Origin of the sequence: Parabacteroides sp. An277, from assembly GCF_002159645.1 — a bacterium.
Taxonomy (GTDB): domain Bacteria; phylum Bacteroidota; class Bacteroidia; order Bacteroidales; family Tannerellaceae; genus Parabacteroides.
The window spans coordinates 13,987-28,475 of the sequence record NZ_NFJB01000041.1; the positions used below are offsets into that span (position 1 = coordinate 13,987).

Here is a 14,489-nt window from a genome sequence, read left to right on the forward strand (position 1 = left end):
TCATGAACCAAGAGGGTAGTAAGCTGTATCTTTATTCCATTACCTTAGTCGCCATCATCGGCGGCCTGTTGTTTGGGTATGATACTGCGGTGATATCGGGTGCCGAAAAGGGTTTAGAGGGTTTCTTCCTCACGGCGACCGATTTCCAATATAATAAAGTATGGCATGGCATTACCTCGGCGAGCGCCTTGATTGGTTGCGTCGTCGGGGGCGCCTTGTCGGGTTTTTTCGCCTCGCGCTTGGGGAGGAGGAACTCGCTCCGTCTGGCGGCGGTCCTGTTCTTCATCTCGGCGCTGGGCGCCTCTTTCCCGGAGTTCCTGGTGCTCGAACAGGGGAAGGCTTGCTGGGAGTTACTATTGATGTTCAACTTCTACCGTATCATCGGAGGCATCGGTGTGGGGCTGGCTTCGGCGGTTTGCCCTATCTACATCGCCGAGATCGCGCCGGCTGAAATCCGAGGTACGCTTGTCTCTTGCAACCAGTTCGCCATCATCTTCGGGATGCTTGTGGTTTATTTCGTGAATTACTCCATATTAGGCGACCACCAGAACCCGATCGTCTTGAAGGATGCTGCTACGGGAGTCTACGCGCTTAGCCCAGAGTCCGACATGTGGACCGTCACGAAGGGCTGGCGTTATATGTTCCTCTCCGGCGCCGTGCCCGCAGCGCTCTTCGGGCTCCTCCTGTTCGCCGTCCCGAAGACTCCGCGTTTCCTCGTCATGACTGGCCAACATCAAAAGGCGTTCGATATCTTGGAGCGCATCAACGGTCACGTAAGGGCCGAGGCCATCCTTAGCGAAATCAAGGCGACGGCTACCGAGAAGCGGGAGCCTCTCTTCGCATACGGCGTCGCGGTCATCACGATCGGCATCCTGCTTTCTGTCTTTCAGCAGGCCATCGGCATCAATGCCGTCCTGTATTACGCTCCGCGAATCTTCGAGAACGCGGGCGCAGAAGGCGGCGGGATGATGCAGACCGTCATCATGGGAGTCGTCAATCTGGCATTCACTTTGATAGCTATCTTCACCGTGGATAAGTGCGGGCGCAAGCCGCTGCTTATCGTCGGCTCGCTGGGCATGGCCGCAGGAGCCATCATGGTGGCCGTGTGCGACCAGCTGGGCGTTAAGGGAATCGTCCCCGTGTTGTCGCTTATCGTCTACGCGGCCTTCTTCATGATGTCGTGGGGTCCGATATGTTGGGTGCTTATCGCCGAGATATTCCCCAATACGATTCGTAGCCAAGCCGTCGCCATCGCCGTCGCATTCCAGTGGGTGTTCAATTACTTAGTCTCCTCCACTTTCCCGTCACTCTACGACTTCAGCCCCGTGTTCGCTTACGGGCTTTATGGCGTAGCCTGCCTCTTGGCTGCCCTATTTGTCTGGCGATGGGTACCGGAGACCAAGGGGCGTTCTCTGGAGGAAATGACGGCTTTGTGGCGTCAAAAGAAATAACATATACATAAGAACACCGTAATTCATCCGGGTGGTTCCCGAGCGCTAGACGTGAGTCTCGCGCTCCGGATAGCCCGGATTTCTTTTGCCTTTTCAGCAGGTATCTGCTCCCTTCTGCCCGACTGTCTTTTCCTTCCTGCGGAATCATCTCTTGGCTCCTACGCATAAAAAAAATGCCCTGACCCGAAGGCCAGGGCTGTCTAACATAAATCTAAACGCCTAGTTCACACTAAGGTCAAATCAAAAGGAGCGGTAATCATAACCGGCTCGTCCAGTATCCCGTTGGGGGTATAATAGGTTTCGATGACGAGCTTATACGTACCTTCCGTCAATTCATTCGGGATGGTAAAGATGACTAATTCCGGCGTGTTGGTCGATGTTTCCGTAATGACCTCCGGATACTCCGACGAATTGATAAGCTGGATAGAGGCTTTGTGCTCTTCGTCCTTATCGACCAGCTGGATGCCCGTACCCTTCACGATATAGTCTCCTCCCCGGGTAGCTGTGTCGTTTTCCGTACCAGTCGAGCCATCTCGTCCAGTAGTGATGACATATTCTATATCACCTCTCAGACCAGCCAACTTATCCACCCAAGCGAAAGTTGCCTTCTGAAGTTCTTCTTTAAACGTTTTATCCGCCTGGAAGTTCAGGTTCACGCTCTTAATTAATGAAGCATTTACCTTTTCTTTCGAATCAACTCCCGAGCTGGTCAACGTAATACTAAAGCTGCCCCAATTACCCATCTTTACGCTCTCGCCTGAAAGGAGCCGCCGAAGCAACACTTTCCGTAGCTGGCGTAAAGCCATCATGGCTTCCGACGGATCCAGTGTAGTCCCGTCAGCCATATCCAAGGCTATTTGACTTTCATCTACTTGGGTTGCCGTTACTTGCGTAACGTACCATTTCTTTGGTTGTTCTAAATCGGATGGATTTACCCTTTGAATCGGTTTGACTAAAATTGCCATAATTTCAAGTTTTAATTAATACCCTGTTTATTTATCTCTTCACAAATGTAACTACTTTATTTTGTTTCTGCAAATATTTCAGGTTAAATTTGCAAAGATATTATGTTAAAGTTTGTGTAGCATACTTACAGGTAGATTAGCTTATACATACGAATAAATTTGCTCATACGTACGAACAGATTTACTCATACGTACGAATAAATTTGCTCATACGTACGAATAAATTTGCTCATACGTACGAATAAATTTGCTCATACGTACGAACAGATTTGCTCGTACGTACGAACAGATTTATTCATACGTACGAACAGATGGACTCGTACGTATGAACCAATTTAGGGGTAAGTAGGAATAGGTGACTTAAAAGTAATAACTCCAGATAGCCTCCGGGAGGAAGTAACGGATATCTCGGCCTTCGGCAAGGGCTTTCCGGATAAAGGAGGAGGAGATTTCCAGCTCGGGGGCGTCGACCCGCTGCACATGGGGATGGGCGGGCGTACCGTCGAGCGGGTAGCCCTTTCGGGGGTAGACGAGGAGGCGGTAACGTTCGAGGATTTCGTCCGCGCCCTTCCAATGGTCGAAGCGAAGCCAATTGTCCGCCCCGACGATGAGGTGGAAGTCGCACGTCGGACAGGCATCCGTCAGCGCGCGAAGCGTATCAATCGTGTAAGAGGGGCGGGGGAGGCGAAACTCGACATCGCATGCCCGGAAGCGGGGATAGGCAGCGACCGCCTTGCGCACCATCTCGAGCCGGAGGGCATCCGGCATGAGGTCGGCGTCCATTTTCCAAGGGTTCTGCGGCGAGACCACGAACCATATTTCATCTAATCCCGTATATTCGCAGAGCCAATTGGCAAGTGCCAGATGGCCGATGTGGATGGGATTGAACGAGCCTGCGTAGAGGCCTATCTGCCGGTGCGGTGCGAGCGAATCCATTGTACTATATTTACGATTTGTACTCCGACAACCAGCCCCGTCGCCACCATGACGGTCGCGTCTTGCTTTACGCAAGCCCAGACGAAGACTGCCGCAGCCGCCAGCGCGACGGCCACGAAGATGTAAAGCCACTTTCGGGAGAGGACGGCCTGCTGCTTCATAAGGCGAGGAAGTTTTGTATCCGACGTAAGACTTCCTCCTCGGCACGGGCCAGGTCGTCGTTCACGACCACCGCGTCGAAGCGTGGGGCGAAGCTCAGTTCGTATTCCGCTTTCGCCAGCCGGCTCTCAATAACCTCCGGCGCGTCTGTTCCGCGAGATTCCAAGCGGCGACGCAGTTCGTCGAGGCTGGGCGGCTGGATGAAGAGGGAGAGCGCCCGGTTTCCGTAGAATTCCTTGATATGACAACCGCCCACGACGTCCACGTCGAAGATGACGTTATCTCCCGTCGCGAGGATGCGCTCGACCTCACTCTTCAGCGTGCCGTAGAACTTGTCGGGATAGACCTCTTCGTATTCCAGGAAATCACCCGCCTCGATGCGCTCGCGGAACGCTGCGGGCGAGAGGAAATAATACTCCACACCGTCCTGCTCCGTCCCACGCGGGGCGCGGCTGGTAGCCGAGATGGAAAAGCGGAGGCGAAGCGGTTGCTTCAACAGATAATTAATAATGGTGGACTTGCCCGAACCCGAGGGGGCCGAGAAGATCACGAGTTTTCCAGTTGAATTCATGCTATAAAACGTTTAATACTTGTTCCTTAATCTGCTCCAGTTCGTCCTTCATGCGGACCACGAGCTTCTGCATCTCGGCGTGGTTACTTTTCGAGCCGAGCGTATTGATTTCCCGACCCATCTCTTGCGCGATGAAGCCGAGTTTTTTGCCCTGACCGCTTGCCGCCTCCAGGGTTTCGAGAAAATACTTCAGATGGTTGCTGAGGCGGTTCTTTTCTTCATTGATATCCAGCTTCTCGATATAGTAAATAAGCTCTTGCTCGAGGCGGTTCTGGTCGTAGTCTACACCCGTGAGCTTCGCGAGCGCGTCGAGAATGCGCGCCCGAATCTTCTCGACGCGTTCCTTTTCGTAAGGGTCAATCTCGGCGAGGAGCTGCGTAATGTTCCGGATTTTCTCCTGGAAGAGGCGGTAGAGCATAGCGCCTTCCTGCGTGCGGAACTCCTGAAGCTGGGCGATGGCGCTGCGGATGGCCTCTTCCACGACTGCCCATTCCTGCTCGTCTGCTTCGGTTTGCTCGGCTGAAATCACGTCGGGCAGGCGGAAGATTCCTTGTAATTCGTTCCACGACCGGGGCGCATCGACTCCCAGGCGCGTCGAGAGGGATAGAATCTGTTGATAGTAGTAAAGGAACATCTCCTGGTTAATCTGCGCCGAAGAGCTCTTGTGGATGTCTTCGATGAATATGGAGAAGTCCACCTTTCCGCGCTCAAGCTGCTGCAGCAAGAGGCTGCGGATGGCCATTTCTTTTGCTTTATAAATGGGCGGGATCCGCGTAGAAAGGTCCAGTTGTTTGCTGTTGAGCGCTTTGATTTCTATGGTTACCTTTTTGGTAGGAAGCTCGGCGGTAACCTTGCCGAAGCCCGTCATTGATTGTATCATACCTTAAAAATTTGCACAAAGATAGTGTATTTCTTCCGATTTCTTACGGAGCAATCCAGTTTTTGTTGTGCACGTAGGCGTTGGGTTGCGCGTACGACATCTCCGCCAAGTCCGGAAGGAGCAGCCGATAGGTACGCCCGCCCGTCTGGAGCTTTCGGTCGCGAAGCCAAGGGTTGAGCCGACGGAGGTCGGCATAGGTGACGTCGTGCTGGCGGGCCCATGCGGCCAGGTCGGGGATATCGCCCCGAACCTCCACCTCGCGCCCCACGACCGGCTTGTAGAGGTCTCGCGGCCGAAGCACGAATCCATACTTATACGGATTCTCGAAGATGAGCTTCATGGCGAGGAGGCGATAGAGATAGCGCGTCGTCTCCTCGACGAGCCACAGGTCGGTCGATGCGTTCACCTGCTGGCGGTCCAGCTCACGGGAGATGCGCCCCATACCGGCGTTGTAGGAGGCCGCTACGGAAGCCCAGTCCCCATACTTCGCATAGGCCTTCTTGAGGTATCGGCAAGCCGCCTCGGTCGATTTCGCTACGTCGCACCGCTCGTCTACGGTCGGCGTGACGGTCAGCCCGTATTCCCTCGCCGTCGGCTCCATCAACTGCCACATGCCTACTGCCTTGGCCGGCGACTGGACGCGCGCATCGAGCTGGCTCTCGATAACGGCCAAGTACTTGAAATCATCGGGAACGCCCTGCGCCTTCAAGATAGGCTCGATGATGGGGAAATAGCGATTAGCCCGCTTGAGTGTCAGCATCGTCGAGGCGTGTAAATAGGAGAAAGAGGCCAGCTCCCTATCGATGCCTTCGTGCATGTTATAGCGCGAAAGGTCGAGCAGCTGCCCACAAAAGGAGACCGAGAGCGGTACCTCGGGCGTCATGATAAGGGAAGGAACCACCGGCTTTTCGCGGGCGATTCGCTGGGCGTCATCCGAACAAACGGAGACGGCAGCCAGTCCTATCAGTCCGATGGAACTGGCGAAGAGAAGTATTTGTCGTGTCATGTATCTAAGTCTGCTATGAAGTAGTTATTGTGTCGTCGTATCGGAGCCGTCGGTACTTCCGCTGGAAGATTCGAAGTTGCGCTCACGCTTGCCCCGCAGGATATTGATGTCCCCTTTGAGGTTGTAACGTTTACCATCCGAGCCCTCCGCCTCGATGACGTAGAAGTAAACGCCCGGAAGGACCAGCTTCCCGTTCTTCGTCCCGTCCCATCCTCGGGTCGGATCGGTCCAGTGATAGATTTGCTGCCCCCAACGATTGAAGATCCAGCAAGAGAACCGTACTAAGGACTTATAGGCTACTCGGAATTCGTCGTTTACGCCCGGCGTGGTCCCTGGGGAGAACGCATTCGGCACGTCGAGGAACGATTCCGCAACTTCCAGCGCGAAGGACTGCGTCTGGTAACAGTTTCCTGTGCGGTCGCTCACCTCGACTACGGCAGTAAACTGTCCGTACTCGGTGAAGGTATATTCCACTTCTGCGTCGGTGTAGCGGACGAGCGGGTTATCTTCCCCGTCCTCGTCGCGGTAGATTTTCCAGACGTAAAGGGAGGCGACCGGGTCGTTGGCATAAGCCGTGAAGCGGACGGTCGCGGGGGCCGAGAGCTGTCCTTCGCTTCCGGAGGCCATGTTATCAGCAGTATCTTCCATGACGGTCGTGTCGGCCTCGAGGGCAATCATGGAAGTCTCGTAGAATCCAACAGTAGCGGTTTGCGGCTGCCCGAAGTGGGAGGCGAACTGGTCTCCCGTCAAGACGAAGTCCGTATCAACAAAGACCGAGTCGATGGACTCGCTGAAGGGGTTGTTTGTTCGGATAGTCCGGCGGACTTCCTGGAAAAGGAGGCTCTCCTCGTCCCATTCCAAGGTATTGAACGAAACCTCAAACTCCCGCGAGAGCATGCGGCTCAGTCCGTTGGTCGGATAGTAGTAACGGAGGTTGTCGATGCTCGCGCTCGATTGCAACAATACGCCCGAGCAGGAGCTATTCTCCGAGACTGCCAGGTTGTCGAACTGCACGGGGTGTTGCGCATAATCGATAATCCAGACATAATAGGACGCGGAGACGCCCTCGTCTACATAGTATCCATAGCCGTCTTCCACGTGAGAAAGGGTAGAGGTCGTTCCGTTTTGAGTCGATTCGACAGGCTCGGAATCCCCCAATCGGCTCGTCTTGTACCGGTACCATTGATGCTGAGTAGAAGAGGAGGTGTAGCTTATCGAGACATTCTCTACTCCGTTTACGACGTAGACTTTCAACTTATAGGCCGTCTCGTCGGCCGCGAGCATGGGGTCGCCAGTTCCGCCTCGTACGACGTATTGCTGGGCAAAAGCCGAACCGGCTCCCATGAGCCATATACTTATTATACAAAAGAAACGTATCGCTTGCTCCATATCTGTATTTATGAATCTCCTTACAAACATACGGAAAATTCAGCAAAATATTGCCTGGCCATGCGAAAATGACCCCAAAAACTTCCCGATGCCTGGAGGGGAACATCCTTATCTAACGAGGACTGTTTCCTTCCCGAAATGCCTGACAGAAGGTAGCCATCAGCAGAATGCACAGCCCCAACACGCCGATTACTAAGTAAGCTTGAGCCATGTCGAACGCTTTCGAAACAGCACCGATCAGCAAGGGCGCGACGAGCGAACCTATGAAGCTGATGCTCGAAAGGATACTAAGCGCGATGCCGATAGGCGTATGGGATTTGGCTCCTACTAAGCTGTAAATCGTCGGTACGACACATGAAATTCCTAAGCCTACCAACATGAATCCGAAAGAGTTTATCAGGACCTTCAAGGCGATAGGCTCGAAAGCATTTCCCCATAAGGAGGTAGTAAAGAATCCTACGAAAATAAATGAACCGGCCCATTGCAGGACGCGCTGCTTTCCTAGTTTCTGATAGGCCCAATTGGCCAGAAATCTTCCTGCCGTCATCATGATCATAAAAACGAGGAATCCGATTTGCAGGGATTTCGGCATCTGAAGGACGGACTCGAAATACAGCCCGCTCCAGTCGAACATGGCGCTTTCGACAATCAGACCAAACAATCCCGCCACGCCAAACTGGATGAGCAATATTTCTGGTTTGCGGATGAAACTCAACAACGCAGGGGTTTCGTGCGTTTTCTTTGATTGTTCCACTTGGTCATATGGCTGCAGACGGTCTTCTTGGAGATAGTTACGTCCTAATAAGACTATACCTATAATAATAAGAGCCGAAATAAGGAAGTGGGCGAATGGCGTTACGTTGTAAATAATCATCACGAAGCCGAGCAACGCACCCAAGCAAGCAGCTAAGCTCCATCCTCCATGAAATGACGCCATGATGGTACGCCCATATATCCTCTCTATGACAATGCCTTGGGTATTAAGGGAAATGTCGCACAGGTTCCAGAAGACGCCGAAACTAAAAAGGCAGGCACCTAATGCATAAATAGACGGTACCGCTCCAATGGCAAAGAGAGAAAGCGCATAACCTGTCACACTGATCTGCACCATGGTCCGGCTACCTAATCGCGAGACTAAATAACCAGCCAACGGAATAGCCACAAACTTTCCGACGGGGATCAGGAACAATATCAATCCCCAATAAAATACATCCTCGATAGCGAATGCGGCCTTCACGTCTGGAATGCGGCTTGCCCAGCTCGAAAAACAAAATCCTTGTGCTAAAAAGTAGCTCCATACAGCTCCTCGCATCTGTTTTTTCGATGGCCTTATTTCTTTTTTCTCCATATTTGTTTGTTTGATTCCGGTGCAAAGGTAAAGAGAAAAATCTGTATATTTGTACGGTAATTTTCAAAAGTCGTAATTTTGGATATGATGAATATGAATTATGGATATGTAAAAGTAGCTGCCGCAGTTCCCCAAGTGCAGGTGGCTGATTGTTTTTATAATATTGAACAGATTGAACGGTTAATGCGCCAAGCTGCCGACAAAGGAGTGCAGGTGCTGGTCTTTCCGGAGCTTTGTATCACAGGATATACCTGCCAAGACTTGTTCCTTCAGGATACATTGATTTCGAATGCAGAAGAGGCCTTACTGCAATTGGTTCGTGAGACGGAGGATTTGCCGGTCCTTACTTTTGTAGGGTTGCCGCTACGTTCCGCAAATCAATTGTTTAATGCTGCAGTGGCTATTCAATCGGGAGAAATCGTGGGAGTTGTTCCGAAGATGTATTTGCCGAATTATAGGGAATATCAGGAACAACGCTGGTTCACGTCGTCGGAACGCCAACTGGAAGACTTGGTATATATCGGCGAAGACCCACACCCCATGCACCGGCAATTCATCTTCAACGCCGAGCAGGTGGCTGTGGCGGTTGATATTTGCGAGGACCTGTGGATGCCGGTTCCGCCCAGTACTTCTATGGCAATAGCAGGAGCTGATATAGTTGTCAACCTTTCGGCCAGCAATGAAACGATTGGTAAACAAGCCTATCGTCGCCAGTTGGTTGCCCAGCAATCCGGTCGTTGCATTTGCGGGTATGTTTATGCTTCCAGCGGATTTGGGGAATCGACCACCGATCTGGTGTATGCCGGTAGCGCGATGATTGCTGAAAATGGCGTAATGCTGGCTGAGTCTGAACGGTTCTCGTTAGAAGAACAATTGGTGATTGCCGATATCGATGTGGAATACCTTCGCCATGATCGGTTGGTGAAGAGCCAATTTTCGTACCAGCCTAAAGGAAAAGATGCGGAACTCAACATCCATCTCCCATTCGACCTGCCAGAGTATCATAGAGAAGAGGCAAATCGCCTTTCGCGCACCATCGACCCCCATCCTTTTGTGCCTAATGGTTTTGCTTTACGCGAACGGTGTGAGGAGATTTTCCAAATACAAACGTGCGGGTTGGCAAAGCGATTGAAGCATACCCATGCGAAGACCGCCGTGGTGGGGATTTCTGGCGGATTGGATTCTACGCTGGCTCTGCTGGTAACGGTCCGCGCCTTCGATTTGCTTCAGATTCCCCGCGAACGGATTATCGGCATTACCATGCCGGGCTTCGGGACGACTGACCGTACGTATCAGAATGCCGTCGGGCTGATTCATTCCCTTGGCGTTACATTCCGCGAAATTCCAATCCGCGAAGCCTGCGTGCAACATTTCCAAGATATCGGTCATAATCCGGAAGTACACGACGTGACCTACGAAAACAGCCAGGCGCGCGAACGAACCCAAATCCTCATGGACGTAGCCAATCAAGAGGGCGGATTGGTCATCGGTACGGGCGATCTCTCGGAACTGGCGCTCGGCTGGGCGACGTACAATGGCGACCACATGTCGATGTATGCTGTCAATTGCAGCATTCCCAAGACGTTAGTAAAATATCTGGTCGAATGGGTGGCGCGGCACCAAATGGAAGAAGAGACGCGCCGCATCCTGCTTGATATCATCGACACGCCCATCAGCCCCGAACTGATTCCGGCAGACGAAGCAGGCAACATCCAGCAAAAGACGGAAGACTTGGTAGGCCCGTACGAGTTGCACGACTTCTTCCTCTACCACTTCCTGCGCCACGGGGCGCGTCCGCTCAAGATTTATTACCTGGCCTGCCTGGCTTTCAGAAAGCAATACGACAAGACGACGATAAAAAAATGGCTCCGCACCTTCTTTACTCGTTTCTTCCAACAACAGTTTAAGCGCAGTTGCCTACCCGACGGACCGAAAGTAGGAAGCGTAAGCCTCTCGCCTCGCGGAGATTGGCGTATGCCGAGCGATGCCTCTGCCGCCCTCTGGCTTTCGGAAATTGATTTACTTATCGAATGAAATTAAAAAAGTTAAAGACCGCCGTATAATTAAAAATTGAAAATGGAAAGTTGAATATTGAAAAATAGCAACACCGGATATTATTTTCAATATTCAACTTCCCATTTTCAATTTAATAAGCGCAACTCACGACGCCGAGCGCCATCCCGATCGACGTCAATATCGTAATCAACGTCTGAATCCATTCGCACAATATATTTCCCTTTTGCCAAACGCATGCCATAGTTCAGCGATGCCATATAATCATGGGATCGCTTTTGCAAATTTATTCTTTTGTCTTGATAACTTTTGATTACATCGATGCTGTTATCTGTAGAACCATCATCTATAATTATAAATTCGAAATCGTCCAACGTCTGGTTCAGCACGCTTTCGATCGATTCGTTCAAGTAAAGGGACGAATTGTAAACTGGCATCACAACGCTTATTTTGGGCTCCATATTCTTTCCAATTTATAATTATAAATGACCTAAATGATAGTTCTACCGTATTCTATTCTCAGTTATAATCCACTTCCGATTCCTCGTATTTCTTTTCTTTTGCCTTCAGCCCGCTTGTGTCGACGCCGCTATAACCTTTTGTTGTGCAATCAAGCACATCCGTTTCTCCTTTTACGGCCAATTGGCTGCCAGCTCCTGCCGATGCTTGCAAATATTTTGTCTTTACGTTTACAATCCCATTCGAACCGGCTGCTAACGAAAGGCTTAACGAATCAGTCGCAATGGGTTCGTCCATGAGCAATACGGAATAAATCATGCGAATCCGTCGAACGTCGTTCGTATAAATACGCACTACGTCTTTCGGCACAGGGCCGTTCGCGTCTTTGAGCGTGAACGACATCGTGCCGTCCTTTATTTCTTGAATACCTAATTCCGGATTCCCAACTTCCACGCGGAAAGTGTCCGACGGAATGAATATCGCTTTATAACCTGCAAAGTAGAAATCCTTTACGGGTTCTTCTGCCATGCTCGATGCGCAAAGGGCTGATCCGGCTAATAATAATGCTAATTTATTCATATGCTTGTTGTTTTAATTATCGTTTACTTTTAAGATGCTATTCACGTTATCCGCATTCTGCAGCCGTTTGTTGCTTTGGAATAGGGAGCGCCCCCAATTGATATTGTACGAAAGGCTGATATAAAACATGTTCCGATTGTTGCGGATTAGCACACTCCTATCCGACGAAATGCTTTTTGCCAACTGTTCCGTCCGGTACTTGGAACCGTCTGTGAACGGGAACATTAAACCCATTCCTATGTTTACGCGTTTCCACTTGTAGCTGGCTCCGATGCTACAGCTATTTTCTGAGGTTATGACTGATTGCCCCGACAAATATTTCATGGGTTTGCGCCCAGTGCCATAAAGATTGAAACCTTTATACGTCAGTGCTACGTAAACGCCATAATAGAAATTGTTCAAGGTATGTTCATAAGCCGCGCCTTTCGATTTGTAATAGTTCCATCCGCCAAATACTTGGAACATAAATAGATTCAAAATGTCCGTCATTTGTACGATCAGCTGCGCACCGTAGTTGACATCGTAATCTTGGTTGTTCTCTTGAAAAACAAACCGTTTATGCTCAGGCGAATAAAAAATATCCTGTTGGATAGGATGAAAGCTGCGGTCGGCCACCAACGTCAGTACGGATGCGAATTTCTTATTGTCCCAAACGGAGAAATCAATCTGGTTTCGCAACGTGTTATAGGGACTCAATAGATGATTCCCTTGTATAATAGAAAGGGAATCAATCTCTTGTATTACTTCGGAAAGACTACTTAACGAAGGAAATAATGGGCGGAAATTAATTGAATATTGTATGTCCCAATATTTCCGTTGATACGATAAAGACAAAGACGACGTATTGCGCCAATAATTCACCGATTCGTTCCCCTGTTTTTGGTGCTGGAATCGCAAGCCCGTCCCGATGGTATAGGCTACTTTCCCTAAATTACCTTGCAGTTGGACGTATGGATACGCATTGTAATTCTGCAAGTTTACTTCTTCGTCCGCCCCATATAGGTTACTGGCATATTGGTACGTCGAACGCACGCCGGCCGAAAAATTGACCTTTTCGCCTTCGTTCCAATAATACACTTCGCCGATCAGCGACTTTTGGTTTCCGTCTGTCGTATTATTTATTTCCGACAACGTCTGTTCTTCCAAACGGTCTGTCAACGTGCGTTCGTAATCCGTATTAGCCAGTGTACCAACTAAATTCACCTCAACGCCTTGGTTATCCTTAATCTTGCGGCTATACGTGAAATCAAGCGAAGGAACGTAGCTGGAGAAGGAAGAATGGATGTCGCGCCGTCCTGTTAATTGCTGGTCTTGAAACATTTGCTGGCGATTGATGTCGTAGTTCGAACCAATTTGGTTATTAAACCGCACATTTATCATATCTTTGTCATTCTTAAAAAGATAGCCGACAGCTATATTATGATCTGTGTAACCAAAAGGAGCGAACTCGCCTCGCTTGTCGCGCGTTAGCGTCGTGCCGTCCGGGTACGAATAGGTTTCCAATTCGTCCGTCCGGCGTTCGGAGTAATCGCGGTAATTTACATTATAATCGACTGAAAATTGGGATTTTTTATAATTTGTCCGGAAATTGAAATTCCCATTGATGAAACCCGTCGTGAACGCGCTTGTTCCTCCGACCGCCAACGAAGTGCCCACTTGCAGCTCTTTCAAAATAAAATCGAGCACGCCGGAATTGGAATCCAGTTCGCGCATCGAAGGTAACTGGCTGTAATCCACGCGCGCAATCTGTTCCGGCTTCAGTGCTTTTACCTCCTGCAAGCTGGCTTCTACGCCGTTAATCCGAAAAATAACCCCCGAAACGCCTTGGATGGAAATCGATTCCTGCACCGGGTCGACAAGCAACTTCGGAAGCATCATGCTTTGCAACAAACTAAGGCTGGAAGTGGCCGCTTTCACTTGTTTATGAATTGGATACGCCAATATCTTTCCGGTTTTGCGAACCATCGCTTGCGCTACCACTTCCACGCTTCCCAAGCTGACCGAATCGAGCGCCAACGCGATCGTCCCCAGATCCAAGTCCTTGCGTTCGCTGTTTTGCACCCATACGAAATTCTTTTCATATCCTACGTAAGATACTTCCAACCCGAATTTGTCCAAATCCACAAGATGCTCGAAACGCCCTTCATCGTTTGTCGTAAACCCTGTTACATACGTCGAATCCGTTGCCAGCACCCGCACCGTCGCGCCAACCAGCGGCTGGTTCTCGTCTGCCGTCTGCACGCGCCCCTTTATGTCTTGGGCGGAAAGGGATAAATTATTGGCGGATAGTAGAATTAATAGGAATAATTTACCCCCCCCAATATGTTGAATTTTTGTAAGTCATTTTCTTTTTTGTCAAATAGGTATTTATACTTTATTTACTTTTTAAAACTGTGCAAAGAAAATATTTTTTTCTGGCCTGTACAACTATTTCGATATGCTTTATAGCATTATGGCTCGCCCAAATACCGAAATAGTAATTCTACTTGCTTCGGTGTCCAAATTCGTTGAGACACCTCATAATTAGCGGAATGCAAGGCGTCTTTTAACTCTTGATTCCGTTGTATCCATCGTTTTTAATTGTGTGGTGGCAGCGCGTGTTGGCTATTTGGAAAATACATAGCCGCCAATTCTTTTGTACTGTATGTCTGAATCTTCATGTTGTTCAATTAAAAGTTAAAAAGTAAAAATGAGCACGGAATGGCACACAGATTATACAGATTATACAGATTT

The 14,489-nt window shown here is 50.0% G+C and carries 13 protein-coding genes; 2 read left to right on the forward strand and 11 right to left on the reverse strand.

Annotated features, from left to right (window positions below):
- Nucleotides 1–2: 2 nt before the first annotated feature.
- On the forward strand, nucleotides 3–1,451 hold the full coding sequence (gene xylE, locus B5F77_RS13350) for a D-xylose transporter XylE (protein ID WP_087331605.1): 1,449 nt from the start codon (nucleotides 3–5) through the stop codon (nucleotides 1,449–1,451).
- Between the two features lie 224 nt (nucleotides 1,452–1,675).
- On the opposite strand, the gene B5F77_RS13355 is transcribed toward xylE, so the two are convergent.
- The 8 genes from B5F77_RS13355 to B5F77_RS13385 all read right to left on the reverse strand — a co-directional run bounded on the left by B5F77_RS13355 (nucleotide 1,676) and on the right by B5F77_RS13385 (nucleotide 8,705).
- Nucleotides 1,676–2,416, reverse strand: a complete 741-nt coding sequence (locus B5F77_RS13355) for an HU family DNA-binding protein (RefSeq protein ID WP_087331607.1) — start codon at nucleotides 2,414–2,416, stop codon at nucleotides 1,676–1,678.
- A 360-nt stretch (nucleotides 2,417–2,776) separates the two neighbouring features.
- Complete coding sequence (gene nadD / locus B5F77_RS13360) at nucleotides 2,777–3,352, reverse strand: nicotinate (nicotinamide) nucleotide adenylyltransferase (RefSeq protein WP_087331609.1); 576 nt, start codon at nucleotides 3,350–3,352, stop codon at nucleotides 2,777–2,779.
- A complete protein-coding gene (locus tag B5F77_RS15625; protein WP_140392889.1) occupies nucleotides 3,322–3,513 on the reverse strand; it encodes a hypothetical protein in 192 nt (63 codons plus the stop codon). The genes nadD and B5F77_RS15625 overlap by 31 nt, the downstream gene beginning before the upstream one ends.
- A complete protein-coding gene (gene gmk / locus B5F77_RS13365) occupies nucleotides 3,510–4,082 on the reverse strand; it encodes a guanylate kinase (protein WP_087331611.1) in 573 nt (190 codons plus the stop codon). The genes B5F77_RS15625 and gmk overlap by 4 nt, the downstream gene beginning before the upstream one ends.
- A 1-nt stretch (nucleotide 4,083) precedes the next feature.
- A complete protein-coding gene (locus B5F77_RS13370; RefSeq protein WP_087331613.1) occupies nucleotides 4,084–4,962 on the reverse strand; it encodes a YicC/YloC family endoribonuclease in 879 nt (292 codons plus the stop codon).
- A 43-nt stretch (nucleotides 4,963–5,005) separates the two neighbouring features.
- A complete protein-coding gene (locus B5F77_RS13375) occupies nucleotides 5,006–5,968 on the reverse strand; it encodes a lytic transglycosylase domain-containing protein (RefSeq protein WP_087331615.1) in 963 nt (320 codons plus the stop codon).
- Between the two features lie 24 nt (nucleotides 5,969–5,992).
- Nucleotides 5,993–7,357 (reverse strand): gliding motility-associated C-terminal domain-containing protein, encoded by a 1,365-nt coding sequence (locus tag B5F77_RS13380; RefSeq protein ID WP_162608008.1) that lies wholly within the window; start codon nucleotides 7,355–7,357, stop codon nucleotides 5,993–5,995.
- A 112-nt stretch (nucleotides 7,358–7,469) separates the two neighbouring features.
- Nucleotides 7,470–8,705, reverse strand: coding sequence for an MFS transporter (locus B5F77_RS13385; protein WP_087331620.1), 1,236 nt, complete (start codon nucleotides 8,703–8,705; stop codon nucleotides 7,470–7,472).
- A 93-nt stretch (nucleotides 8,706–8,798) separates the two neighbouring features.
- On the opposite strand from B5F77_RS13385, the gene B5F77_RS13390 reads away from it, so the two are divergent.
- On the forward strand, nucleotides 8,799–10,739 hold the full coding sequence (locus B5F77_RS13390; RefSeq protein ID WP_087331637.1) for an NAD(+) synthase: 1,941 nt from the start codon (nucleotides 8,799–8,801) through the stop codon (nucleotides 10,737–10,739).
- 107 nt (nucleotides 10,740–10,846) lie between these two features.
- Here B5F77_RS13390 and B5F77_RS13395 read toward each other — a convergent pair whose 3' ends face one another.
- From B5F77_RS13395 to B5F77_RS13405, 3 genes are read right to left on the reverse strand one after another with little or no spacing between them, the layout of a single operon-like run.
- On the reverse strand, nucleotides 10,847–11,179 hold the full coding sequence (locus B5F77_RS13395) for a glycosyltransferase family A protein (protein WP_087331622.1): 333 nt from the start codon (nucleotides 11,177–11,179) through the stop codon (nucleotides 10,847–10,849).
- A gap of 58 nt (nucleotides 11,180–11,237) precedes the next feature.
- Entirely contained in the window at nucleotides 11,238–11,756 is a 519-nt protein-coding gene (locus B5F77_RS13400) for a DUF2807 domain-containing protein (RefSeq protein WP_140392890.1), read from the reverse strand.
- A gap of 12 nt (nucleotides 11,757–11,768) precedes the next feature.
- Entirely contained in the window at nucleotides 11,769–13,997 is a 2,229-nt protein-coding gene (locus B5F77_RS13405; protein ID WP_162608009.1) for a hypothetical protein, read from the reverse strand.
- Between the last annotated feature and the right edge of the window lie 492 nt (nucleotides 13,998–14,489).

Coding starts and splice junctions, on each gene's coding strand:
- B5F77_RS13400 (WP_140392890.1), bottom strand. CDS start 11,756: ATGAATAAATTAGCATTATTATTAGCCGGATCAGCCCTTTGCGCATCG.
- B5F77_RS13375 (WP_087331615.1), bottom strand. CDS start 5,968: ATGACACGACAAATACTTCTCTTCGCCAGTTCCATCGGACTGATAGGA.
- xylE (WP_087331605.1), top strand. CDS start 3: ATGAACCAAGAGGGTAGTAAGCTGTATCTTTATTCCATTACCTTAGTC.
- nadD (WP_087331609.1), bottom strand. CDS start 3,352: ATGGATTCGCTCGCACCGCACCGGCAGATAGGCCTCTACGCAGGCTCG.
- B5F77_RS15625 (WP_140392889.1), bottom strand. CDS start 3,513: ATGAAGCAGCAGGCCGTCCTCTCCCGAAAGTGGCTTTACATCTTCGTG.
- B5F77_RS13370 (WP_087331613.1), bottom strand. CDS start 4,962: ATGATACAATCAATGACGGGCTTCGGCAAGGTTACCGCCGAGCTTCCT.
- B5F77_RS13380 (WP_162608008.1), bottom strand. CDS start 7,357: ATGGAGCAAGCGATACGTTTCTTTTGTATAATAAGTATATGGCTCATG.
- B5F77_RS13395 (WP_087331622.1), bottom strand. CDS start 11,179: ATGGAGCCCAAAATAAGCGTTGTGATGCCAGTTTACAATTCGTCCCTT.
- B5F77_RS13390 (WP_087331637.1), top strand. CDS start 8,799: ATGAATTATGGATATGTAAAAGTAGCTGCCGCAGTTCCCCAAGTGCAG.
- gmk (WP_087331611.1), bottom strand. CDS start 4,082: ATGAATTCAACTGGAAAACTCGTGATCTTCTCGGCCCCCTCGGGTTCG.
- B5F77_RS13355 (WP_087331607.1), bottom strand. CDS start 2,416: ATGGCAATTTTAGTCAAACCGATTCAAAGGGTAAATCCATCCGATTTA.
- B5F77_RS13385 (WP_087331620.1), bottom strand. CDS start 8,705: ATGGAGAAAAAAGAAATAAGGCCATCGAAAAAACAGATGCGAGGAGCT.